The 23704-nt window shown below is 45.1% G+C and carries 26 protein-coding genes and 1 riboswitch; of the genes, 15 read left to right on the top strand and 11 right to left on the bottom strand.

The features are described 5' to 3' along the window. Window positions 1-454: 454 nt before the first annotated feature. Genes J7E38_RS11635 through buk form a run of 3 tightly spaced genes read left to right on the top strand, consistent with a single transcriptional unit; the run spans window position 455 to window position 3546 of the window. A complete protein-coding gene (locus J7E38_RS11635) occupies window positions 455-1531 on the top strand; it encodes a Glu/Leu/Phe/Val family dehydrogenase (RefSeq protein WP_214707957.1) in 1077 nt (358 codons plus the stop codon). An 18-nt stretch (window positions 1532-1549) separates the two neighbouring features. Next, window positions 1550-2470, top strand: coding sequence for a bifunctional enoyl-CoA hydratase/phosphate acetyltransferase (locus tag J7E38_RS11630; RefSeq protein ID WP_214707472.1), 921 nt, complete (start codon window positions 1550-1552; stop codon window positions 2468-2470). 17 nt (window positions 2471-2487) lie between these two features. Further along, complete coding sequence (gene buk / locus J7E38_RS11625) at window positions 2488-3546, top strand: butyrate kinase (RefSeq protein ID WP_214707470.1); 1059 nt, start codon at window positions 2488-2490, stop codon at window positions 3544-3546. A gap of 61 nt (window positions 3547-3607) precedes the next feature. Here buk and J7E38_RS11620 read toward each other — a convergent pair whose 3' ends face one another. The 8 genes from J7E38_RS11620 to pepT form a co-directional block, all read right to left on the bottom strand. After that, the gene (locus tag J7E38_RS11620; protein ID WP_214707468.1) at window positions 3608-4531 is read right to left on the bottom strand and encodes a ketopantoate reductase family protein; all 924 of its coding nucleotides are present in this window, start codon (window positions 4529-4531) and stop codon (window positions 3608-3610) included. 61 nt (window positions 4532-4592) lie between these two features. Continuing rightward, a complete protein-coding gene (locus J7E38_RS11615; protein ID WP_214707465.1) occupies window positions 4593-4748 on the bottom strand; it encodes a hypothetical protein in 156 nt (51 codons plus the stop codon). Between the two features lie 2 nt (window positions 4749-4750). Next, window positions 4751-6202, bottom strand: coding sequence for a carbon starvation CstA family protein (locus tag J7E38_RS11610; RefSeq protein WP_214707463.1), 1452 nt, complete (start codon window positions 6200-6202; stop codon window positions 4751-4753). Window positions 6203-6391: 189 nt separating this feature from the next. Then, window positions 6392-7123, bottom strand: a complete 732-nt coding sequence (locus J7E38_RS11605; RefSeq protein ID WP_214707461.1) for a LytR/AlgR family response regulator transcription factor — start codon at window positions 7121-7123, stop codon at window positions 6392-6394. Beyond that, the gene (locus J7E38_RS11600) at window positions 7124-8860 is read right to left on the bottom strand and encodes a sensor histidine kinase (protein WP_214707460.1); all 1737 of its coding nucleotides are present in this window, start codon (window positions 8858-8860) and stop codon (window positions 7124-7126) included. Window positions 8861-8994: 134 nt separating this feature from the next. Beyond that, window positions 8995-9681 (bottom strand): DUF421 domain-containing protein, encoded by a 687-nt coding sequence (locus J7E38_RS11595; RefSeq protein ID WP_214707458.1) that lies wholly within the window; start codon window positions 9679-9681, stop codon window positions 8995-8997. 301 nt (window positions 9682-9982) lie between these two features. Next, on the bottom strand, window positions 9983-10846 hold the full coding sequence (gene liaG, locus J7E38_RS11590) for a LiaG family protein (RefSeq protein WP_214707456.1): 864 nt from the start codon (window positions 10844-10846) through the stop codon (window positions 9983-9985). Window positions 10847-11023: 177 nt separating this feature from the next. Continuing rightward, a complete protein-coding gene (pepT, locus tag J7E38_RS11585; RefSeq protein ID WP_214707454.1) occupies window positions 11024-12256 on the bottom strand; it encodes a peptidase T in 1233 nt (410 codons plus the stop codon). Window positions 12257-12389: 133 nt separating this feature from the next. Between pepT and J7E38_RS11580 the strand changes: the two genes are divergently transcribed. The 9 genes from J7E38_RS11580 (at window position 12390) to J7E38_RS11540 (ending at window position 18957) form a co-directional block, all read left to right on the top strand. Next, window positions 12390-12527, top strand: a complete 138-nt coding sequence (locus J7E38_RS11580; protein WP_214707452.1) for a hypothetical protein — start codon at window positions 12390-12392, stop codon at window positions 12525-12527. Then, the gene (locus J7E38_RS11575; RefSeq protein ID WP_214707450.1) at window positions 12520-12675 is read left to right on the top strand and encodes a hypothetical protein; all 156 of its coding nucleotides are present in this window, start codon (window positions 12520-12522) and stop codon (window positions 12673-12675) included. The genes J7E38_RS11580 and J7E38_RS11575 overlap by 8 nt, the downstream gene beginning before the upstream one ends. Window positions 12676-12732: 57 nt before the next feature. Then, window positions 12733-12842, top strand: a riboswitch (TPP riboswitch). A 74-nt stretch (window positions 12843-12916) separates the two neighbouring features. Next, a complete protein-coding gene (locus J7E38_RS11570; protein ID WP_214707448.1) occupies window positions 12917-13678 on the top strand; it encodes a 3-oxoacyl-ACP reductase in 762 nt (253 codons plus the stop codon). A 90-nt stretch (window positions 13679-13768) separates the two neighbouring features. Beyond that, a complete protein-coding gene (gene thiM, locus J7E38_RS11565; protein ID WP_214707446.1) occupies window positions 13769-14578 on the top strand; it encodes a hydroxyethylthiazole kinase in 810 nt (269 codons plus the stop codon). Beyond that, a complete protein-coding gene (gene thiD, locus J7E38_RS11560; RefSeq protein WP_215038493.1) occupies window positions 14579-15421 on the top strand; it encodes a bifunctional hydroxymethylpyrimidine kinase/phosphomethylpyrimidine kinase in 843 nt (280 codons plus the stop codon). Continuing rightward, window positions 15394-16044 carry a thiamine phosphate synthase gene (gene thiE / locus J7E38_RS11555; RefSeq protein WP_214707442.1) on the top strand — a complete coding sequence of 217 codons (651 nt, stop codon included), beginning with the start codon at window positions 15394-15396 and terminating at the stop codon, window positions 16042-16044. Before thiD ends, thiE begins: the two co-directional genes overlap by 28 nt. Before the next feature lie 3 nt (window positions 16045-16047). Continuing rightward, window positions 16048-16551 carry an energy coupling factor transporter S component ThiW gene (gene thiW / locus J7E38_RS11550; RefSeq protein ID WP_214707440.1) on the top strand — a complete coding sequence of 168 codons (504 nt, stop codon included), beginning with the start codon at window positions 16048-16050 and terminating at the stop codon, window positions 16549-16551. A 103-nt stretch (window positions 16552-16654) separates the two neighbouring features. Then, complete coding sequence (locus J7E38_RS11545) at window positions 16655-17269, top strand: exonuclease domain-containing protein (protein ID WP_144475109.1); 615 nt, start codon at window positions 16655-16657, stop codon at window positions 17267-17269. A 296-nt stretch (window positions 17270-17565) separates the two neighbouring features. Beyond that, window positions 17566-18957, top strand: coding sequence for an amino acid permease (locus J7E38_RS11540; protein ID WP_214707438.1), 1392 nt, complete (start codon window positions 17566-17568; stop codon window positions 18955-18957). A gap of 260 nt (window positions 18958-19217) precedes the next feature. Here J7E38_RS11540 and trhA read toward each other — a convergent pair whose 3' ends face one another. Continuing rightward, on the bottom strand, window positions 19218-19865 hold the full coding sequence (gene trhA, locus J7E38_RS11535; protein ID WP_214707436.1) for a PAQR family membrane homeostasis protein TrhA: 648 nt from the start codon (window positions 19863-19865) through the stop codon (window positions 19218-19220). A 133-nt stretch (window positions 19866-19998) separates the two neighbouring features. Between trhA and J7E38_RS11530 the strand changes: the two genes are divergently transcribed. Both J7E38_RS11530 and J7E38_RS11525 read left to right on the top strand, forming a co-directional pair. After that, entirely contained in the window at window positions 19999-20583 is a 585-nt protein-coding gene (locus J7E38_RS11530; RefSeq protein WP_214707434.1) for a DUF1836 domain-containing protein, read from the top strand. A 6-nt stretch (window positions 20584-20589) separates the two neighbouring features. Next, window positions 20590-20820 (top strand): excisionase family DNA-binding protein, encoded by a 231-nt coding sequence (locus tag J7E38_RS11525; protein ID WP_214707432.1) that lies wholly within the window; start codon window positions 20590-20592, stop codon window positions 20818-20820. A gap of 34 nt (window positions 20821-20854) precedes the next feature. On the opposite strand, the gene J7E38_RS11520 is transcribed toward J7E38_RS11525, so the two are convergent. Next, entirely contained in the window at window positions 20855-22516 is a 1662-nt protein-coding gene (locus J7E38_RS11520; RefSeq protein WP_214707430.1) for a PAS domain-containing sensor histidine kinase, read from the bottom strand. Window positions 22517-22687: 171 nt separating this feature from the next. Next, window positions 22688-23059, bottom strand: coding sequence for a hypothetical protein (locus tag J7E38_RS11515; RefSeq protein ID WP_214707428.1), 372 nt, complete (start codon window positions 23057-23059; stop codon window positions 22688-22690). 135 nt (window positions 23060-23194) lie between these two features. Here J7E38_RS11515 and J7E38_RS11510 point away from each other — a divergent pair, with 135 nt between their 5' ends. Then, window positions 23195-23689: an NUDIX hydrolase gene (locus J7E38_RS11510; protein ID WP_214707426.1), complete on the top strand. Its 495-nt coding sequence runs from the start codon at window positions 23195-23197 to the stop codon at window positions 23687-23689. Window positions 23690-23704: the final 15 nt, after the last annotated feature.

The raw sequence follows: 23704 nt of genomic DNA, 5'->3' as shown, positions 1-23704 counted from the left end.
CTGACGGTCTTTCTCTGCATCCTGTTGTCTTTTCCGATAGGCAGCTACCCATTTCTGTAGGGTGTCATATGAAATTAAATTCTATAGGATATTTCTTATACTTTTCCGCCATGTTTACACGTCCCTTTTATTGTTGGTTATGATTAAAACATGACGCCAATGCCTGTGTCCACTTTTTATACTAACTTCATTTCAACAAGTATTTTGGCGAAAAAAACATTTTATTTGCGATGTTCACAACTTTATTGGCGACCTGGAAATTTTCCTTGGTTTTTTCCAGTTGCTTTGCCACAGAAGTGTAAGATATATCACCGTTAGCGAAAGCGAAACTCTTTATAATGTAACTGTGTAAGGGCTTACATTTTAAGATCTGGATACATCCTGCAGATAAACACAGCTTTGCCAGGTCCGATTACGGGAGGGGATGTTTGTGTTGCTAACGGAGGAACAGAAAATGGTGCTTGATCTTTTTGAAGAAATGAAGAATCAGGGCCATGAACAGGTGATTTTCAATTATGACAAAGCCACCGGTCTAAAATCGATTGTTGCGATCCACGATACGACTCTTGGCCCGGCACTGGGCGGCTGCCGGATGTGGGATTATGAGTCGACCGATGAAGCACTGCGGGATGTACTGCGTCTTTCTAAAGGGATGACCTATAAATGCGGTGTTTCAGGAGTGACCTACGGGGGCGGGAAGGCTGTCATCATCGGCGATCCCAAGTCCGAAAAATCGGATGAGCTTTTCCAGGCTTTTGGCTCGTTCGTCGAAACATTGAAGGGACGTTTTTACACCGGGACAGATGTGGGAACAGTTGGCATGGATTTCGTGTCTGCTTCAAAGCAAACTTCCTATCTGGTTGGCCTGCCGGAAGAATATGGCGGCAGCGGCAACTCTGCCATCATCACGGCCTATGGAGTGTGGAAGGCAATCAAAGCGACCGCAAAAGAGATCTTCGGTACAGATTCACTGGCGGGGCGCAAAATTGCCGTGCAGGGACTTGGCAAGGTTGGTCGCTTCCTGGTGGGGCATCTTCATGGAGAAGGAGCAAACCTGGTCGTCACAGATATTTTTGAGGAAAATGTAAAAGAAGTTTTAGAGCAATATCCGGATATTGAGACAGTTGAACCTTTGGACATTTACACCGTTGAATGCGATGTTTTTTCGCCGAATGCTCTTGGTGCTGTGATCAATGACATCACGATTCCAAAGCTGAAATGCCTGGGAGTCGCCGGTGCTGCGAACAATGTACTGGCGGAAGAACGGCACGGCGACATGCTGCATCATAAGGGAATCCTGTATGCACCCGACTATGTCGCAAATGCTGGCGGGCTGATCCAGGTTGCGGATGAATTGCATGAGTACAGCAAGGACCGTGCATTCAAGAATGCAAGCATGATCTATGACATCCTCGGGAAAATCTACAAAATCGCCAAAAATCACGATATACCAACGTATAAAGCTGCAAATATATTAGTAGAAGAGAAGATTGAAAAGATCAGCAGGATCCAGAGCAAATACAGAGGATAAGCAACAGGAGGTGAGAAGATGCGCTATCGAAGCTTTAAGGAGGTCATTGCCGCAGCACAGACAAGACCGCCGGTAAAAATGAGCATCGCGGCTGCCCATGACAGCGATGTGCTAGTCGCTGTCAAGGAGGCCTTCGAGCTGGGAATCATTGAACCATACCTCGTCGGCGACCCGCAAAAAATCTTTGAGCTGGCAAGGGAACTTGATTTTTCAGTAGAGGACTTTCCTGTCTATCCTGCCTATACAGAAAAGGAGAATGCCTACATCGCTGCTAAGCAGGCGAGCGATGGGCATGTTCAGGCAATCATGAAAGGGTTTTTGAACAGTACGCCATTTTTAAAAGGAGTGCTGGACAAGGGTCTCCATTTAAAAACAGACCGAGTGATCAGCCATCTTTCAGTGTTTGATATACCGGGAAGTGAAAGGTTGATTTGCATGACAGATGGCGGCATCAATATAGCCCCAAATTTTCAGCAAAAAAAGCAGATCATCCTGAATGGAGTCGAGTTTCTCGCGAGGATTGGCGTGGACCAGCCGCGTGTTGCCATTCTGGCAGCGAATGAACGTGTCAGCGAGACAATGCCTGTTACCGTGGAGGCAGACGAACTGGCCATCCTGATAAAAAAAGAATCCAGCCAGCCGCTGCTGATCGAAGGACCGCTTCCATTGGACCTGGCGATCAGCAGGGAATCACTTTTGCACAAAAAGCTGGACAGTGAACTTGGCGGGAGGGCAGACTTGCTGATTGTACCAACCATTGAGGCGGGCAATTTCCTTGGAAAGGCGATAACGTATTTCGCCAGGGGAACGATGGCGGGAATCGTACTTGGCGCCAGGGTGCCATTGGTCTTGAACTCACGGTCAGATTCAGCTGAGGCAAAATTAGCTTCTATTGCCCTGGCAGTTGTTGCTGCTTCAAATTCAACGGTCAGCGTATGAAGGATAGGTGAAGATCAATGAATGTTTTAGGTATTAACCCTGGATCGACCTCTACGAAACTGGCTGTTTATGAATATGAAAAATTGCAGTTTGTGGAGAATATTCGGCATGACGATGCTGAACTCATGAAGCTGGCGGATCTGACAGCGCAGCTTCCATATCGGCTTGAAGCCATTATGAGGGTACTGGGAAAACGGGATTTCAAGCTTTCCTCACTGGACGCTGTCGTTGGCCGGGGAGGAATGCTGAAGCCGATGAGCAGCGGGACCTATCTTGTGGATGATAACCTGTTGGAAGATGCGCGTTCAGGAAAATATGGCAATCATGCATCCAATCTCGGGGCCATCATCGCTGCTGAAATAGCCAGAGAATATCATCTGCCCGCCTTTATCGTCGACCCTGTCGGAGTGGATGAATTGATTGATGAAGCGAGGGTTTCCGGTCTTGCAGATATTGAAAGAAAGAGCCACGTCCATGCGCTCAACATCAAGGCAGCATCACGCAAAATTGCAGCTGGGCTAGGGAAGGAATTAGCTGATACAAGTTTTATTGCCGCGCATCTCGGCGGTGGCATATCGGTTGCAGCGTTAAAGGGCGGCAGGATGATCGATGTGAACAATGCTGAAAACGAGGGTCCATTCTCTCCGGAGCGGGCTGGCGGACTGCCGGCAAAGCAGCTTGTCCAGCTTTGTTTTTCAGGGAAATACAGTGAAAAGGAACTGATCCAGCGGATGACCAAGCAGGGCGGGATTTTTTCCTATCTGGGTACAAAAAACGTCATTGAAATACAAGAGCGAATACAGACAGGGGATCCGGAAGCGAAACTTGTATTGAAGGCAATGGTCCATCAGATCGGCAAAGAAATCGGGGCAATGGCAACCGTTTTGGATGGGAAGGTAGACGGCATCATTCTTACAGGAGGCATCTCCCAATCAGGAATGATCACAGATTGGATCCGCGAGAAAGTGAGTTTCATAGGTGAAGTATTTGTCATCCCGGGTGAAGCAGAAATGGAAGCCCTGGCATTGGGTGCCTTGAGAGTGCTGACAGGGCATGAAAAAGCAAAGATATATTAAAAAAATGCCTGAATCTATGAAGTTACCAGGGGAAACTCATAGATTCAGGCATTTATGTTTTTCATGAGGTGAGCATACTATCGTAAATATCAACATTCGCATAAACAGCAGCCAGTGTAGGTGCGTCCATCCGAAGCTCGGCTGCCTTCTTCAGCAAAAAGCCAAACAGGTGGTCTCCTTCTGTCGGGAGTGATTTTTCCATATCACGCTGTAGGGAGGACTTCATGCCGTGGCCAATTTCGTTCAGCCTGTTCCATGTCGCATCCGTAGCCCCTTCTGAAAGTGGGGCACCAATCGCTGTCATAATTTCGACCGTCTCATGCAGCAGGCGTTTGACCGTTTCCGCTCCCTGCGTTTGATCTCGAATGGGGCCGATCGGGGACCTGAAAAGTGAGGTAATGCCGCTTAACGATGTGATGAATAAATATTTCTGCCACATTTCCTGTTCGATTTTTTCAGAAAGACGGAAGTTAGCCTTCGTGCCATCAAAAGCAGCATGGAGCTGTAAGATTCTTTCTGAACGCTCCCCATTTCGTTCCCCAAAAACCAAATCCTGAATCGGGCTGGTTTGAATCACCTTGCCGCTTTCATCCAGCGTTGTTTCGATAAAACATAGCCCTCCGATCACCTTTTCCGGTCCGAAAGCTTCGGTTAAAGCTTCAAGATGGGCAATTCCGTTCAGCAAAGGGAGAATCATCGTCCTGTCGCCAACAAATGGACGAATGCTTTCAATCGCGCCACCCAAATGATAGGACTTGGTTGAAACGAGAATGACATCATACGGCTCAGCTTGCGATTCTGATCCAATTGTCTGCGGGTCAGGAAAATGCAGATCGCCGTGGATGCTGGAAACAACCAGACCGTTTTCCTTAAGCTGCTTCTGCCTTCTTTCACGCACAAGAAATGTCACGTCTGCTCCTTTTTCAAGGAGCCTTCCGCCGAAATAGCCGCCGATTGCGCCTGCACCAACAATTAATATTTTCATATTTTTTAACCTCCTGACTAAATAAAAGTGCACGCCTAATGTAAGCGTGCACTTTTTTGACCTAATTTGCAAGGATGGCTGCCAGCAGACCTCCTGCAATAATAAGGACAATGATGATTTTGGCAATAAGGGGAAGCTGTTCTTTCCCTTTACTGTTGACTTGTTCTTCTTTCTCATTGACTGTCTTGCGGTATTCAGGACTGCAGCATCCGCTCATCGTTACGCCACCCTGTTATAGTTGGAGATGTCTTCATCAAGCGGGATGTTCTTAGCTCGTGCTTTTTTCGCAGCGTTGAAGAACATGACCGTGATGACAGCTGTGACGATTAGCGCACCGATATTGGAAATTGTCAGAGACAGACCGAATCCGATTTGTGCATTAAGGATATAAGATGTGACAGCCGCTGTCATGAACATGCCAGGAATCATTGCGATCCAGTAGTTCTTCTTGGCGATGAACAGGTACATGGCACCAACCCACAGCGCGATGACTGCAGTTGACTGGTTAGCCCAGGAGAAGTATCTCCATAGTATTGTGAAATCTACTTTTGTCAGTGCGAAAGAGATAACGAATAACGGAACAGCGATCCAAAGACGGCTAGTGAATTTCTTTTGAGAAAAATTAAAGTAGTCAGCAATGATCATACGTGCACTTCGGAATGCAGTATCACCAGAAGTGATAGGCAGTACGATTACACCTAGTACAGCAAGTGTTCCGCCGATTGCGCCAAGCATCAATGTGGAAGCTTCGCTTACGATCGCAGCAGGTCCGCCGTTTGCCAACATATCGTTCAGGCCATTGTAGCCATCGAACAAGCTCATTGCAGCAGCAGCCCAGATCATCGCGATCACACCTTCAGCGATCATCATGCCGTAGAAAATCTTGCGTCCTTGTTTTTCATTTTGTGTAGTACGTGAAATGATTGGTGTTTGTGTTGCATGGAAACCTGACAGCGCTCCGCAAGAGATTGTTAAAAATAACAGCGGGAAAATCGCTGCATTATCAGGATGGAAATTCGTTAATGATAATTCAGGAATTGGTGCACCTGTAATCACCAGCATGGCGCCTACTCCAACCGCACTGATCAAAAGCAATGCGCCGAAGATTGGATACAAGCGGCCAATGATTTTATCTACAGGAAGCAAAGTCGCTAAAATATAGTAAACAAAAATTGCAGCAACGATGATACCCATTGTTACCTTACCGTCCATCAAAGTATGAAGCAAACCAGCAGGAGCTGTGACGAACACGGTACCAACCAAAAGCAAAAGAAGCACCGCGAATGCATTGACAACGTGTTTCATCACCTTGCCAAGGAATTTTCCTGCAAGTTCAGGAAGGTGGGCACCTCGGTTGCGGATGGAAATCATCCCTGTGAGGTAGTCATGGACAGCACCGGCGAAGATTGCGCCAAGAACGATCCAAAGGAAAGCGACCGGTCCATATAAAGCACCCATGATCGGTCCGAAAATCGGTCCGACACCAGCGATGTTGAGAAGTTGGATCAGTGAGTTCTTTGCTGTCGACATTGGCACATAGTCAACATCATCCTTATGTGTATAAGCCGGAGTGGAACGACCCTCGTTCACGCCGAAAACCTTTTCTACAAACTTTCCATACGTAAAATATCCAATGATTAAAAGTGCAATACCAGCTAGAAAGGTATACATAGGAAACCTCCTTGAGTTTTAATGTATGCGTTTGCAATCATTATAAAAGAAAACGGTTTCATGTGGCGGTTTTGTGAACAAGATGCAGGAATATGGGCTTGAAGTGCAGAATTTGTCGATTTAGATGCATCCTGATTCTATTAAAATGCAAAAAAGCATCTGATCTGATGCTTTTTGAACAGTGCGTGTTTATAGTTCAAGCTGGGTCCTTAATGCCTTAACATAATTCCGGCTCACTGACAGCATTTCATTCCGGCCCTTGATTTCAAGCTGATAGGCGCCGTTGAACCAGGGGGTGAGCCGGGTGACATATTCCAGGTTCACAAGATAGCTTTTATGGATACGGAAAAAGGAATAGGGAAGGAGCCGGCTTTCAAGATCCTTTAATGGAGTCTTTGTTTCATACTCTTTTGCTTCCGTTACGATTTTTGAAAATTTCTCTTCCCGGGAAATATAAAGGATATCTTTTGGCTCAAGATAAAAAATTTCGCCATCTCCTTCAACGGCGAGCTTGCCAGATGGTTTTCCTGCCTCTTGCCCGGTCGGCTGGAGGAAATGCTTCTCGATTCTGAGGATGGTTTCGTTCAGCTGGTTCTCGTCATACGGCTTCAGCAAGTAATCAACCGCTTCATATCGAAACGCCTCAGCGGCAAATTGCGGATATGCGGTAGCAAAAACGATCAATGGCGCTTTTTTTAAAGCCATCAGCGATTTAGCGGCTTCCATTCCGGTCATCTTTGGCATTTCAACATCAAGGAATACCACATCGGGGTGGAGGTGCAGGGCTTTGACGACTGCGGCTTCACCGGTCTCTGCTTCTCCGACAACCTGGATGGAAGGAAAGGACTTCAGTAAATGCTTCAGTTCATCCCGGCTGTACATTTCATCATCTGCTATCAATGTCCGAATACTATTGTCCATCTATCGTTCCTCCACTTGTGGAATCGTAAAAGAAATCTTTGTGCCTTTTCCAGGTTCGCTGGCGATCCTCAAGGAGGATTCTTCCCCAAAGTTCATCGCAAGCCTTCTATTGACGTTGAAAAGGGCAATCCCGCTTCCTGTATCAGATTCAATCATCCGCTTTCCCAGTTGCTCCATTCGTTCCTTGTCCATTCCCTGCCCATTATCTTCAACAGACACAATTGTCCCATTCTGCCCTTTTTGGATGGAGATATGGATGTGGCAATCCTGGTCCATATTTTTTATGCCGTGCTTCACTGCGTTTTCGACGATCGGCTGCAATGTCAGCGGCGGGATTTTTACAAGCAGGGCGTCATCCTCAATATCATAAGTAACCTTCAGCTTTTCCACAAAACGAGCCTCTTCAATGGATAGATAGGCTTTCACATGACGCAATTCCTGTTCAAGTGTGGTCGTCGTGACTGTGGTGGCATTCAGGTTCTGACGCAGGAAATGGGAAAGCGAAACAAGAAGCGTCCTCGCTTTATTCGGGTCAATCCTGATCAGCGAAGTTATGACATTCATTGAGTTGAAAAGGAAGTGCGGGCTGATTTGGGCCTGAAGGGCCTTTACCTCGGCTTCCTTGGCAAGCTGATAAGCTTTTTCCGCTTCGGCGGATTCGAGCTGGTTGCTGAGCAGGTTGCTCAGTCCGGAAATCAATTCAATGACAACATTGGTGATTTCTTTTTCCGATTTAAAATAAAACTTAAGGGTGCCAATCGTTTCATCACGATGCTTCAACGGGGCAATCACCGCCGCGCCAAGCGGGCAGCTCTGATCCCGGCAGTGGATCGTCTCATCATTGGCAACGACCATTTTTCCGCTTTTCAGCACATCTCGGGTAATCTGGGTCTGAATCGGGCTGGTTGAACGGTGATGGTCATCCGCCAGGCCGATATGGGCCAGAATTTCCGTCTTATTCGTCATCGCAACCGCGCTTGTCTGGACTTCATTATGTAGTATCTGGCAGACTGCCCGGGCTGAATCCGGATTGATGCCCTTGCGTAAGTACGCAAGTGTCTGATCAGCAATCCGCAGCGTTTTCTGGGCAAGCAACGCTCCTGTCTTTTCTTCTTCGGAAACAACATTCTTTATGACCATTAAAAATAGGGCAGAGCCAAGTCCATTCGCCAGGATCATCGGGACACCAATGATTTCAACGAGAGTTTGCGCCTGATGATAAGGCTTCGCGATCAAGAGGATGATCATCATTTGCACCGTCTCGGCAATGGCCCCGACAAGGAAGGCTGTTCTCAGGTTGATATTGTTTTTCTTTTTTTGAAAACGGCCGGAAATGACGCCGGCAACGATTGCCGCAAGTCCGCAGGCAAGAGCAGTAAAGCCGCCAAGCGTAAAACGATGCAGCCCTGCAATAAGCCCCGCGCCAATCCCAACCTTGTAGCCGCCAAGCAATCCGGCGATGACAATGCCGATGACACGCGAATTGGCAATCGCCTCATCTGAAGCAAGATCCGCAGCCCATGGGTTGAACTGCAGGTTATCAGTAGAGAAGCTCATGCCTGAATATGTACCAATGATTCCGAAAAATCCAAAGAAGATAATCGCAAAATATTGCTGCCGGCGGTTCAGCGAATCATGGTAAATCAAACCCCGGAAAAAGCGGAATCTTGTTAAAATGAAGGCGATTGTCACAATGATGCCGAGACGCTCGAGCATTGTGATGAGTAATTCAAACATACCCGCTCTCCTTGAAAAGTTAATATGATATCTGAACTCATTTTAATAGAAAGAGATGTAAAGTAAAAGAGTATGAGCTTACACGGAACAAAGGCATAGTAAAATAAAAAACCTCCCATCACGTGATGGGATGGTTATTTAGAGCGTTGTTCTGCAACTACTGTTCCATCACTCTCGAGCTCAGCATAAAAGACATCCTCCAGCCGATTGATCCCTTTCTTTTTTAATTCATTTGCCAGCCAGTCTTCACTCAAGCTTAACTCCTTCAGATTCTTTTTAACGATACGGCCGTCGACAACTAATTCCGAAGGCAAGAATGTTCGTGGTGTAAGGGGGATACCAGCATTTTTATTAATAACGTTTTCAAATTCCACTTTCTTTAAAACACTGATTTGTCCATTTGGTTCAAGGATTGCATAATCGACTTCTTTTATCGAAAATACATTTTTGATTCTTAGCAGCATGGTAAGGTCATCCATATTTAGCTTATTGGACTTCATTGCTTTTTCATTTATTTTTCCCTGTTTGATAATGATGGTCGGTTCACCGTCCAGCAAAATTCTCGCTTTAGGCGATTTAAGAGCGATGTATTCAATGGTCAGCGTTAAAAAGGCCCAGAGCGCCAAACCAGTAACACCATCAATTAATTTAATATCTCTATGCACTACCATATCACCGGCTATATTTCCCAGAGCAATTCCGGTGATATAAGTAAAAAAGGTCATCTGGCTGAGCTGCTTTTTGCCAAGTACACGGGTAAGAAGGAATAATACACCAAAGCCTAAAAGGGTTCTCAAAATGGTAGTCAATATGGTTTCCATGATACTCCTTAAAAAAGGTATTTTTGATTATTTTGCCTCTTTTAATGGAAAAAATGTTCTATATGTCAGTTTTGTAAATAGTTAAGGAAAAAATTGAAGAAATGAGGTGGGGAAACCCATATCAATCTGGATATGGTCAGAGTAGGGAATTTTTTTTGGCGAAAAAACTATTTTATTGGCGGAGTTCACAATTTTATTGGCGAAATTTTTTTTTTTGGCGATATCACCTGATTTATTGGCGAAAATGAAAATTTATTGGCGAACTGGTAATTATGATTGTTTTTTTCCAGTTCGCCAATGGTTACTTTATTTTGATATTCCCGCTTGAAACATCAGCGTTGATTTGGAATTTCCCGCTTCCGTATTTCCCGCGAATTCGGTTTTTGGATGCCTCTTTATTTTTGAGCGAAAAATCGCTTGATAGGTTGCCACTGCTTATTTTTCCGTCCAAAGTAAAATCTGCTTCATTAGGCAAATCCAATTCGATATAACCGGAACTGACGTTCAAGTCAACATCATCGATCAACTGCTTCATCTGGATGTCTAGTTCACCGGATGATACGTCTGCATCAAGCTTTCCAGAATAGTTTTTGACATGGACGCTTCCGGAGCTGACATCAAAAGAACCGCTGCTGGCAGAAATCGAATCCATGCTAACCTCTCCGGATGAACTCTGGTGCTCCAGATTTTCAACATCGAAATTTTCCAGGGTCATGCTGCCTGAACCAATATTGATTGCCAGGTTTCTCAGTTTCACAGGTTGGTCGGCTGAGTTGCCTTTAAAAGCAATCTTCCCGGAACCGAGCTCGATGTCCATATCTTTTTCATAATCTTCCGGGATATAGATGGTAAGTGAAGTCTGATCCATCTCAAACCAGTTGAACCAGAAGAAGCCTTTTCGCTTAACAGTTACCTGGATTTCATCTCCGTGACGCATAACTTTTACCGAGCCTTTGCCTTCCAGTTCAGCGTGGACATCATTTCGGTCCTCTTGCACAATCTTCGACGCGACACTCGAAACATCGACCGTGATTTTTTCCGTACCATTGCTTACCTTTACAGAATCTTCCGCTCTTGCAAAGTTAAGTCCATCTCCGTCGAACCAATAATTCCAACCGATATAAGCCCCGGTAATCACCAGGAAAATAACTAAAATCCGCTGCATTATAAAAAATCTCCCTTCCAACTCTTTCTATATTCAGAATAAGGCAAATCATTCCTCTTCCCAATGCACCACGGGTTTAAATCATGATGCGACCTGAGGCTGATTTCGGTGTAAGTCGCTCATGAAAAAAAGCCAGATTCCTTTTAGTTTGGGAATCTGGCTTCATGGTGTAATTAATTAAGCTTTTGCTTCAAAAAGTTTCGCGATTTCCACGATGGTTTCAACAGATTTCATCATGTTATCCACAGAGATATATTCGAACCTCCCGTGGAAGTTCTCTCCGCCGGTAAAAATGTTCGGAGTCGGCAATCCCATATAGCTAAGCTGTGAGCCGTCGGTGCCGCCGCGGATTGGTTTAACGATCGGCTTGATGCCGAGGTTTTCCATAGCCTCATAAGCGATGTCGACGATTTCTTTCACAGGCTCGATTTTATCTTTCATATTGTAGTACTGGTCGTTCATTTCAAGTTCAACGCGGGTTTCGCCGTAAGTAAGCTTCAGTTCATTGGTGATTTTCTGCATCAATTCCTTGCGTGCCTGGAAGCTGTCACGGTCAAAATCACGGATGATATAGCTCAGCGTCGTTTCCTCGACATCCCCATTAATCGAGCTGAGGTGGAAGAAACCTTCATATCCTGCAGTGTGCTCAGGCGCTTCTTCTGCAGGGAGCTTGCTGTTGAATTCCATCGCGATTTTGGCGGAGTTCACCATTTTGCCCTTTGCCGTGCCGGGGTGAACGTTCTTTCCTTTAAAAGTCACTTTAGCGCTGGCTGCGTTAAAGCTTTCATACTCCAGCTCGCCAAGCGGGCCGCCGTCCACAGTGTAGGCGAATTTTGCATTGAACGCTTCAACATCGAATTTATGAGGCCCTCTGCCGATTTCCTCATCCGGAGTGAAAGCAACACGGATCTTACCATGCTCGATCTCCGGATGCTTGATCAAATAAGCCATTGCTGTCATGATTTCAGCTATCCCTGCTTTGTTGTCAGCGCCGAGAAGAGTCGTTCCATCTGTCGTAATCAAAGTGTGGCCTTTATATTGAGGAAGTTCAGGGAAATCAGCTGGCGACAGAATAATATTCTGCTCCTTATTCAGGATGATTTCGTTGCCATCGAAGTTTTCCACTATCTGCGGATTAACATTTTTGCCGGTAAAATCAGTAGCTGTATCAACGTGGGCAAGGAAACCGATGGTTGGGACATCCTTATCGATATTGGCAGGAAGTGTCGCCATCACATAACCATTCTCATCAATCGTGACGTCTTCCATTCCGATTGTTTTCAACTCTTCGACAAGCATATTGGCAAGGGTGAGCTGCCCTTCTGTCGATGGAGTGGTTTCACTGTTTTCATTCGATTGAGTATCAACTTTTACATAAGAAGTGAATCTTTCGATAATCTCGTTTTTCATGTCCTTTCATCTCCTATTACTATGTATATTTTCATATTAGCACAGATCGTCTGGAACACCATTTTAAAAAGAATGAAAATTCCATTTTTTGTATTGGGATTATTGTTTAATAAATAGAAGGAGGCTGGTCATTATGGGATATGTTTTCACGTTCGTTGTATTGTTTGTCGTGTTTTATTTGATTTTCAAAATAATCCGCTCAGGAAAACTGCCAAGCAATCATTACACTCCATTTGACGATTTAACCGAAGGAAAAAAGAAAGATGATTGATCTTGGCGTCATCATTGTTTTGATGCTGTCACTCTGGTCGGTTACGATTACACTGCAAAAATTGGCTGCAAGTATCAACCAAAAGCAGGACCAGCAACTCAAGCTTCTGGAAGAAATCAAGGAAGAACTGAAAAATAGCAGAATATGAACTTCTTACTTTACATATATAGCAGATAGAGCTAGGATAAAGACAACTGAATATTCGATGAACTACTAGGGGTGCCCTGCTGCGGGCTGAGAGGAAGACGCTAAGTCTTTTAACCCTTCGGACCTGATCTGGGTAATACCAGCGTAGGAAAGTAGTGTGAGAGAAGTTTTCTTACTTTGCTTTTAAGCCAGGTCCATTATTTAGGGATCTGGCTTTTTATATTTTAAGGAGGTTTAAACAAATGGAATTAAAAGATCAAGTTGTGTTAGTAACCGGAGGAAGCCGTGGCCTTGGGGCAGAAACGGTTAAAGCTTTTGCAAGGGAAGGTGCGAAGGTTGTCATCAACTATTTTCAGAATGAAGAAAAGGCAAAGATTCTGGCAGAAAGCATTGGTGAAAATGCACTTGCTGTCGGGGCGGATGTAAGGGACCCAGCACAGGTCCAAAGCATGTTCAGGCTGGCAAAAGAACATTTCGGGGCACCGATTACGACCATCGTCAATAATGCGCTTGTCAATTTCAAATTTGACCCGGTGGCGAACAAGGATGCTTTTGCATTGGGCTGGGAGGATTATCACCAGCAGCTTGAAGGAGCGATCCGCGGCGCATTGAATACCATCCAGGCGGGACTGCCGGATATGAAAGAAGTGAAGTTTGGCAGAATCGTCAATATTGGCACGAACCTGTTCCAGAACCCGGTTGTCGCCTATCATGACTACACAACAAGCAAGGCAGCTTTGCTGGGATTCACGAGGAATATGGCGAATGAACTTGGAAAGTATGGCATCACCGTCAATATGCTTTCTGGCGGACTGCTAAAAATGACCGACGCAAGTTCTGCTACTTCGGAGGAAGTGTTCCAGCTCATCGAATCGTCAACACCGCTTCGAAAGGTGACCGATCCGGAAGAAGTAGCAGACTCGATCTTGTTTTTTGCCTCACCATGGTCACGAGCGGTTACCGGACAAAATCTGGTCGTCGACGGCGGCCTGGTGATGGATTAAAGGGGAGGAATTGGCGTCCTGTGATGGATTAACGAGAAGGAATTCTGGTTGTAGATGGCGGCCTGAGGATGGATGAAGGAGGAAATTGGAATGGAAAAACGAGAGATTGCGGGTTTGCTAGAAAAGGTCCGCAGGGAGAATCCGCTTGTACACAACATCACTAATGTTGTGGTCACGAATTTTACCGCTAATGGGCTTCTGGCTCTGGGAGCATCGCCAGTGATGGCCTATGCACAAGAAGAGGTTGCTGAAATGGCAGGCATGGCGGGTAGCCTTGTGCTGAATATCGGAACGTTGCGGCCTGAAGTCGTACAGTCGATGTTGATTGCCGGCAAAGCGGCAAATGAGCATGGAGTGCCAGTCGTTCTTGATCCGGTCGGTGCCGGTGCTACTTCTTATCGGACGGAAACCGCAAGAAGGCTGATGGAAGAATTGGAGATTGCGATCATCAGAGGAAATGCCGCGGAAATTGCTAATGTAGCAGGTGAAGCTTGGAACATACGCGGTGTTGACGCAGGAGATTCGGAGGGGGATGTAACCGAGCTCGCTGAATCGGCTGCTCAAAAATTGAATACAATTGTGGCGCTGACAGGGAAGGAAGACATCATTACAGATGGGGAATCCACGTTTGTGGTCAAAAATGGACACCCAATCCTGACAAAGGTTACGGGTACCGGATGTCTGCTGACTTCAGTAATCGGGGCGTTCACTGCAATTGAAAAGGATTTTTTGAAAGCAGCAACTGCTGCACTGACTATTTACGGAGTAGCAGCTGAAGTTGCCGCTGATAAAAGCGCCATGCAGGGACCGGGAAGTTTTCAGGTGGAGTTGCTGAACCAGCTCTACCATTTGGATGCTGAGGAAATCTACAATAAAAGTTCTTTCGAAAAATGGAGGTAAATGAATATGAAACGAGCACTTACCATCGCAGGCTCGGACAGCGGCGGCGGAGCCGGAATCCAGGCCGACCTGAAGACATTCCAGGAACTGAAGGTCTTTGGCACATCAGCACTGACTGCTGTTACCGCGCAAAATACGCTTGGTGTCCAGGGAGTTTTTCCAATAGAACCAGAGGCGGTAGCGGATCAGATTCAATCTGTTGGTGAGGACATTGGAACGGACGCATTAAAAACAGGAATGCTTTTTAACGCGGAAATCATACAAGCGGTCTCGGAAAAAATAAAGCAGTTTGGCTGGGAAAAGGTCGTTATCGATCCGGTCATGATTGCGAAGGGAGGAGCCTCATTGCTTCAACAGGAGGCTGTATCGGCACTGAAAAAACATTTGCTCCCGCTATGTCTCATCATCACCCCGAATATTCCCGAAGCCGAAGTGCTGACAGGCATGTCTATAAAAAGTATGGATGAGAAAAAGGAAGCGGCAAAACGAATTCATGCCCTTGGAGCGAAAAATGTAGTCATCAAAGGCGGGCATGATGAGGAAACAAACGAATCTGTTGATGTCCTGTTTGACGGAAGGGAATTTTCTTATTTCTTCGCACCAAGGATTGAGACGAAGAATACCCATGGCACAGGGTGTACATTTTCCGCTGCAATCACAGCACAGCTTGCAAAAGGGTCTTCGGTCCATGAAGCGGTGTCTGCAGGGAAGGATTTCATCCAGGCCGCCATTGCCAACCCATTGAATATAGGGAATGGACATGGACCGACTAATCACTGGGCCTACAATTTGAAAAAGGAAAGCGAGGTCATCTCATGGCAAGAATCAGTCCTGAAAAAATGAAAAGCTTGCTGAAGGTTTATTTTATCGCTGGCAGCACGAATTGTCTTCAGGAACCCGTTAAAGTGGTTGAAGAAGCAATCCGCGGAGGGATCACGATTTTTCAGTATCGGGAAAAAGGAGAAGGCTGTCTTTTTGATTCGGAAAAGCTGGAGCTTGGCAAGAGGCTGCAAAAAGTTTGCAAGGAGAACGGAATCCCCTTCATTGTGAATGATGATATTGAACTGGCATTGGAGCTTGATGCGGATGGCGTTCATATCGGCCAGGAGGATGAAGATGCCGCACAGGTCCGAGAAAAAATCGGCGATAAGATACTTGGAGTTTCTGTACACAACCTGGAGGAAGCGGAAAAAGCTAAGCAATCTGGAGCAGATTATTTCGGTGTCGGTCCGGTTTTTCCAACGGCAACAAAGACGGATGCAAGAGCGGTCCAGGGAACAGCTATGATCGAAGAGTTAAAAGCCTTTGGCATACCCATTGTCGGAATCGGCGGTATCAATGCGGACAATGCAGCAGCTGTAATGAAGGCCGGAGCGGATGGAGTTTCTGTGATCACAGCGATCAGCCATGCCGATGACGTCAAGGAAGCCACAGCAAGATTAAGAGAAAACACTACACGGAGGTGAAAAATGAGACACACTCAAAAGCTTACCCTCACCGCCATGATGATGGCGATCGGTACATTGACGAGCCATATGTTGTTTATCCCGCTCGGAATCGTCAAGGTGTTTCCAGTGCAGCATTTTATCAATGTTTTGACCGCCGTTCTGCTTGGACCATACTACGCTGTTGCCCAGGCATTTGGCATTTCCTTGCTCAGGAATTTAATGGGCACCGGATCTGTCTTCGCGTTTCCTGGCAGCATGATCGGCGCTTTTCTGGCAGCCTATTTGTATAAAAAAACGACGAAATTGGGCTTTGCGTTTGCAGGGGAAGTAGTTGGCACCGGCATCATTGGCGCTATTGCCAGCTATCCAATCGCTGCATTGTTCCTGGGTAAAGAAGCAGCGTTGTTTGGTATGGTACCGGCATTTCTCACCAGTTCACTTGGTGGTGCAGCAATCGGCTTCGCGCTTCTGAAAATTTTTATGAAGAATGCTGCGGGTAGATTGGAGATAACCAATAGAACGTAGTCTGGAAATGATTTCATCCTGCTGCCTTTAGCTGGAAATGGGAGAATTTCTGCTATATGATGATAAATAGAATCATATACTCCAGCTGAAAAGGGTGACATTTTTGAACAAAGAGAACAAGCTTGGATTGGTAGTGGACGTAGAGACAACCGGACTGGGCCCGGATTCGGATGAAATCATAGAATTGGCTTTGAAGCTTTTTTCCTTTGATGAAGAATCAGGAGAAATCATCGATATTCTTGATGAAGATTCTTATTTAAGGGAGCCGCTGTCGACAACAGCGCAAAGAAATTATGACAGGGCATACCGGATTCATGGCATTCATTATGATATGGTGCGCGGGAAAACATTTTACGATGAAAAAATCATGGAATACTTCAATCGCACTGATGCGATTTTTGCCCATAATGCTTCCTTCGACAGAAGCTTCCTTTTCAGGATGTATCCCGAAGTCAATGAGATGCAGTGGTATTGCACGATGAAAAATGTGCAATGGAAAAACCATGGGTTTCCAAACAGCAAGCTGCTGACGCTGCTGCAGGCGCACAACATCTCGAAATTCCAAACCCACAGAGCGATGGATGATATTACATATTTGACGGAACTTTTGAAGCAGCAAAATCCAAATGGCGATTATTATTTAAAAGAAGTGCTGGATTACGGCCCTATGCGAAAGTACCAGCCTGCCGCCAAACAAAGAAGACGAATGTTTTATTAGGTTTTTTATGAAAATGAATTGAAGACCATCTGCCTTTTCGACCATGTGCTGGTTGAAAAGGCATTTTCTTTTTAAGAATATTTACATATTTTTAAAGCGGCGTTTTCATGGTAAAATGGCACAAGGAAATTTTTTAAGAATAGTAATTTTCTAATAAAAAAGGTTTAAGTTTGTTTTTATATGTTTATAAGAAGTAGGTTAAGTTGCCGATCCTCAACTACCGAAGGGATTGGCAGGAGTCGGGAAGATTATTATACCAAATATTAAAATCGGGTTTAGAAACGAGGACAGACACCATGGAGAAAACACAAGAGAATGAACTGCAGCGAGGGTTGGAGCAGAGGCACGTAACACTAATGTCTTTAGGCGCAGCCATTGGGGTCGGACTGTTCCTGGGATCAGCTTCTGCCATCAAACTGGCGGGACCAGGAATCCTGCTGGGATATGCTTTCAGTGGAATGATCATGTTCTTCATTATGAGAGCGTTGGGGGAAATGGCAATCCAAAAGCCGGTTGCCGGATCATTCAGCAAATATGCCAGGGATTATCTTGGTCCGCTGGCAGGGTATATTACTGGCTGGAACTATTGGTTTTTATGGATTGTAACTGGCATGGCGGAGATCACTGCAGTCGGTATATACATGGAATTCTGGTTTCCGGAAACGCCACGCTGGATTTGGGCGCTGGCTGCCCTGGTGATAATGGCATCAGTCAATTTCCTGGCTGTGAAAGCATATGGGGAACTTGAATTCTGGTTTGCGTTGATTAAAATTGTCACGATTTTAGCGATGATTGTTTCAGGAGCCGGCATGATCATATGGGGAATCGGCAATGGTGGCATTCCAACAGGGATCCAAAATTTATGGGAGAACGGCGGCTTATTTCCTAACGGGATTAAAGGTGTTCTGTTATCGTTGCAAATGGTCATGTTTGCTTACCTGGGAATCGAGATGATCGGCATTACCGCTGGTGAAGTCAAGAATCCTGAGAAATCCCTTTCCAGAGCGATTGATTCAGTATTCTGGCGCATCCTGATTTTCTATGTCGGAGCATTGTTTGTGATTATGTCTATTTTTCCATGGAATGAGATTGGGGAAAAGGGAAGTCCTTTTGTTATCACTTTTGAACAATTAGGAATTCCTGCTGCAGCTGGCATCATCAATTTCGTCGTGCTGACTGCTGCACTATCATCCTGCAATAGCGGGATCTTCAGCACAGGCCGGATGCTGTTCAATCTTGCCAACCACGGGGAAGCGCCACAGAAATTCAGCAAGTTGACGAAGAACGGGGTTCCGGGATTTGCCATTCTGGCCTCGGCTGGGGCACTGCTGATTGGAGTCGCCTTGAATTATATTGTCCCGGCAAAAGTATTTGCCTGGGTGACAAGTATTGCGACATTTGGGGCAATTTGGACCTGGGGAATCATTCTCCTTTCACAGATTCGTTACCGCAAAAGCCTGCGCCAGAATGAAGTGGACAAGCTGAAGTATAAGCTGCCATTGTTCCCGTTCACTTCCTATTTATCATTGGCGTTCTTGGCTTTTGTAGTCGTACTGATGGCCTTCAGCCCTGATACGAAAATCGCCCTTTTCATCGGGCCGCTTTGGCTGGCACTTCTTACGGGTTTTTACTATGCTAAAGGTTTTCATAAAAAAGATCAGGAAACAAACATTTCAAATGTAGGGTAAACTAAATACGCCTGCTCTTCCTTGTTGGAGAGCAGGCGTATTTTAATTGTTTTGGAAATTATAAAAGTATTTTTGTGTGGATAACTAAATATGGGAGTCTTAATCCAGCTCCAGCGCCTAGCCCCTCGAGTCGACTGGCTAGCTGCGGCTCCTAACTCCTCGAGACGTTTCGGTCCTGCCAATGAAGTCAAAAAAACGACTTCACTGTCAGGCCCTCCAGCGCTTGTCGGGGCTGACCAAGGCGCTTGCGCTTTTTGTTCTTATAAGACATAAAAATAAACACTGAAAAAATGTGCAAGGCTTCCAAGCATGATGAAGATATGGAATATTTCATGGAAACCGAGATGCTTTGAGCGGAGGAAATCAGGCTTTAACGCATAAATGACGCCTCCGATTGTGTAGAGGATACCACCGGCAACAAGCCAGAAAATTCCTCCGGGATTCAATATGGACGAGAGGGGAGACACCACGAAAATCACCATCCAGCCCATGATGATATAGATGGAGGTCGATAGCCATCTTGGACTCCTGAACCAGATCATTTTAAACAGAATCCCGCACACAGCTGCAAAAGTGATGATGCCAAAAAGCGTCCAGCCTGTTGCGCCATTGAGACTGATCAGGCAAAAAGGGGCATAGGTTCCGGCAATCAGTACAAAAATCATCGAATGGTCGATTTTTCGAAGGAAGGCGATGATGCTATCCCTGCTGATGACCATATGGTAAGTGGCCGAGGCTGTGTAAAGCAGGATCATGCTGAGTCCAAAAATCGTCACGGATGTGATCACAAGTGGTGAACCGGTGGTGATTGAAGCCTTGATGACAAGTGCAAGCAGACCTGCAAAGGATAGTAAAGCACCGGCCAGATGGGTAAGTCCATTAATAGGTTCGCGGATGTAGCTATTCATAATATAACCTCCATGTCTCTATATATAGTTTCAATAACTACTTATTATAATATTATTATTACATCAAGTAGTCAATGTTTACGTCCTTCTTTTTTTGCATTATAATGAAAATAAAAAACATGAGGGATTCATATTGAAAAATTTAGCGAGCTTGCTTGCGGAGCTTAATCTTGAAAATAATATTGCGCTTGAGGACATTCCTGAAATCGACTTATACATGGATCAAGTCATCCAGTTGTTCGAAAAGAATTTCGGCAGCTCGACAAGGAATGAAGATGAGAAAGTCCTGACGAAAACGATGATCAACAATTATGCGAAGGGGAAGTTATTCTTTCCTGTCAAAAATAAAAAGTATTCAAAGGAGCAGCTGATCCTGATCAGCTTGATTTACCAGTTGAAAGGAGGCCTGTCCATCCAGGATATCAAGCAGACACTGGAAGGCATCAACGAGAGGACAGAGTCTGGACAATTTCAATTGAATAAGTTTTATCAGAGCTATTTAAAGCTGCACGAGAAGAATATTGAGATTTTTAATGAGGACGTCCTTAAAACGGAACAGGATGTCAAACAAGAAGTGAAGACGCTTCAGGAAGATGAACCTGAAGAACTCGAAACAGTATTATTGATTGCATCGTTGATCAATATCAGCAATTTTTACAGAAAGACAGCCGAGAAGCTTGTCGATCAGCTTGCGGCCAAAAAAGAAAAAAAGGACTGAACTATTGTGTATTTGACAATAAAAGAAGCAGCAGAATATTTATCGATCCCAGAGGCACAGGTGGAGAACCTGGTCTTTCAGCGGAAAATCAGGGCGATTCATGACGGAGAGCAATATTTGATTTATAAAGACCAATTCAATACCCATCTGAAACAGGTCGAGAATTACAAAAAGCTGGTAGAAGAAATCATGAATGAACCAGTGCCTGAAGACATCGACATTAAAGATGAAGATTAAAAAAAAACGCGAGAGGACAAGTCCTTTCGCGTTTTTACTTGGTTGATTTCTCAAGGTTCTTCATTTTGTCTTCATGCTTGATTGGCAATTGGACAATGACTTCTGTCCCTTTTTCAGGCTCGCTGGTGAACTTGATGGTGCCATTATGGGATTGGACGATTTTGAAGCTGACGGTCATTCCAAGTCCGGTTCCTTTTTCCTTGGAAGAATAAAAAGGCTCCCCGATTCTTTCCAGCAATTCTTTCGAGATTCCGATGCCCTCGTCCTTGACTCTGATTGAGACATTATTATCAAAACTCTCCAGAGTGATGAGGACGGTATCTTCACCAGTAGAAGCCTCAATTGCATTTTTGACAATGTTAATGAATAGCTGCTTTAGCTGGTTTGGTTCACATTCGATCATGACAGGATGATCTTTGACCTGGAACTCAATTTGAATATTATGGAGGCTTGCTTCTGTTTTTAATAGGGAAATCACATCGTGCAGAATCATCTGTATGTCTGCTTCTGTGTATTTGATCTGCTGCGGCTTGGCCAACAAGAGCAGCTCGCTGACGATATGATTGATCCGGTTCAGTTCATCGATCATGATCTGGTAGTAAAGCTGATGCTTCTCATCTTCCATTTGAAGCAATTGGACGAGTCCTTTTAAGGAAGTGAGCGGGTTGCGGATTTCATGCGCGACGCTTGCGGATAACTCGCCGACTACAGACAGCTTATCCGTACGGCGCAAACGCTCCTCTGTCTCGCGGAGCTCTGTCACATCCCTGGAATTGCAGATAATGCCCGCGATTTTTTCGTTCACGATAATTGGAAGTGAAGTGCTCTGGAAAATGAGCGGTTTCCCGTTCTTATGCATTAACTCCAGCTCGAACATTTGCGGACAGCGGTTTTCAACCACACTCGCTACCTTTTCCAAAACCTTCTGCCTGTAGGTTTCTGGAATCAAGTCAGCAAGGTTTTTTCCGATATATTCATCACGGCTGTATCCAGTTATTTTTTCGAACTGTGGATTTAGATTAGTGATTGTCCCATTCAAGTCAAGCATCGACACAATATCCGGACTGTATTCAAACAGGGAACGGTATTGCTGCCTGCTTTCTTCAAGAAGGGTTTCGACATTTTTTCGTTCGGTAATGTCCCGGCCGATGATAACAAGTCCCTGCCGGCTGCCATCATCATTGAAGAGGGGGACTTTAATCGTATCAAATGTCTTGACAGATCCATCAGGCTGGGGCAAAACTTCCTCGACACGAATGATCCCGCCTGCTTTCCAGGCTTCTTCATCGGAAATCTCGCAATATCTCAGCGCATCGCTGAAATAGTTGCTATACTCTGCCAGCTCTGAATCCTTTTTGCCTCTATAGTCAACGTTCTCAATGTCAAATAATTTCAAACCGAAGTCATTGGCTTGTATCCATCGGCCTTCTCCATCCTTGAAGTTGACAAAATCCACCATCGAATTGATCAATGTAGAAAGTCGCTTCTCTTCTTCTTTTGCAGCACTCAGTTCTTCCATTTTCGAGATGAAATAATAGAAAAACCCTCCTGCCAGCAAAACATAAAGAATTTCCTTCGAGTGTTCAATCACCTCAACAAAGTTTGAAGGTGCGTATAAACTCAGCAGATAGTTTGTCCCGAAAATCCAGACAATGCTCAGAATGAAAAAGATAAGGACATATTGCTTTTTTTTCATATCCTGCTCCTAAAGTAAGCGGAAAAGCTTACGTGATTTCAAAATGGGTTATTCATCTATAGTAGCACAATTTTGTCTATTTTAATGAATATTATTTCCATATCATTATTTCTATTAAATGGAAAAAAGATACAAAGGACTGATACGGCTTCAGTCCTTTATTATTCGATATTAAAACTCGCCATCTGTTGCTTGGAATGGTATGTTCAGTCGGTTCTCAACCGTACGAAGCCTCTGGTTCAACCGGTTTAGACGGCGGGTATGGCGCTCGTCATTTTGATTCAAGCGGGAAATCTCATTGTTAAGACGGCTGATTTCCTTATTGATCCTGGCAATCTCCCTGTTTTGGCGGGCAATTTCTTTATTTTGTCTGTCAAGCTCTGTTTTCTGAACCTGGAACTGCCGTTCAAGCTGGTTCACTCGACGTTCCAGGGCAGGCTGTCGGTCAAAGTCGTGAAAATTCTGTTGCTGTGCGTGATAACCAAAGTCATAGTTTGTATACGGGTCGTAATACTTTGGGTTGTAATATTGATAAGGGTTCACTTGGGCACACTCCTTATTTTAAGCTCATGGTAAATACTCTATAAAATATGTAGGTGAACCCAGTGAGTGCAAGGTTTAATCTGAAGAAGGGAAAAAATGGGGCGGCGGCGAATGGATATTCAGGTGGTGAATTGAATGGGAATGTCAGAGTATTATCAGGAGATTAGAAGGAAAGTCGGAAGCGAGCTCATCTTCATGCCCAGCGTGGCAGGGATCATCAGGGATGGAGAAGGGAAGATTTTATTCCAGAATAAAGGCAATGGGGAGAAGTGGAGCCTGCCGGCAGGAGCGATCGAACCAGGCGAAGCACCGGCCGAAGCCGTTGTCCGTGAAGTGTGGGAAGAAACAGGTCTGCATATTGTCCCTGAAAAAATATTGGGTGTCTTTGGCGGGAAAGACTTTCGTTACCAATATCCCAATGGACACAAGGTCGAGTATGTAGTGTTTGTGTTTGAATGCAAGATAAGAGGTGGTGACCACAATCCAATCGACAGTGAGACAGCCGAACTTCGTTACTTCAGCGCGGAAAACAGGCCGGAATTGGCCCTGCCTTATCCAGAGAGCATTTTCACTGAAACGTGTAGTGAGAAGACGGAGTTTCAGTGGGATGAGGGATGGGTGAAGGTATAGGGAAGGAGAATCTGA

The sequence above is a fragment of the Bacillus sp. ISL-35 genome, from assembly GCF_018613355.1.
In the GTDB taxonomy this organism is placed as follows: domain Bacteria; phylum Bacillota; class Bacilli; order Bacillales; family Cytobacillaceae; genus Mesobacillus.
This window is presented reverse-complemented; position numbering and strand designations above follow the sequence as displayed.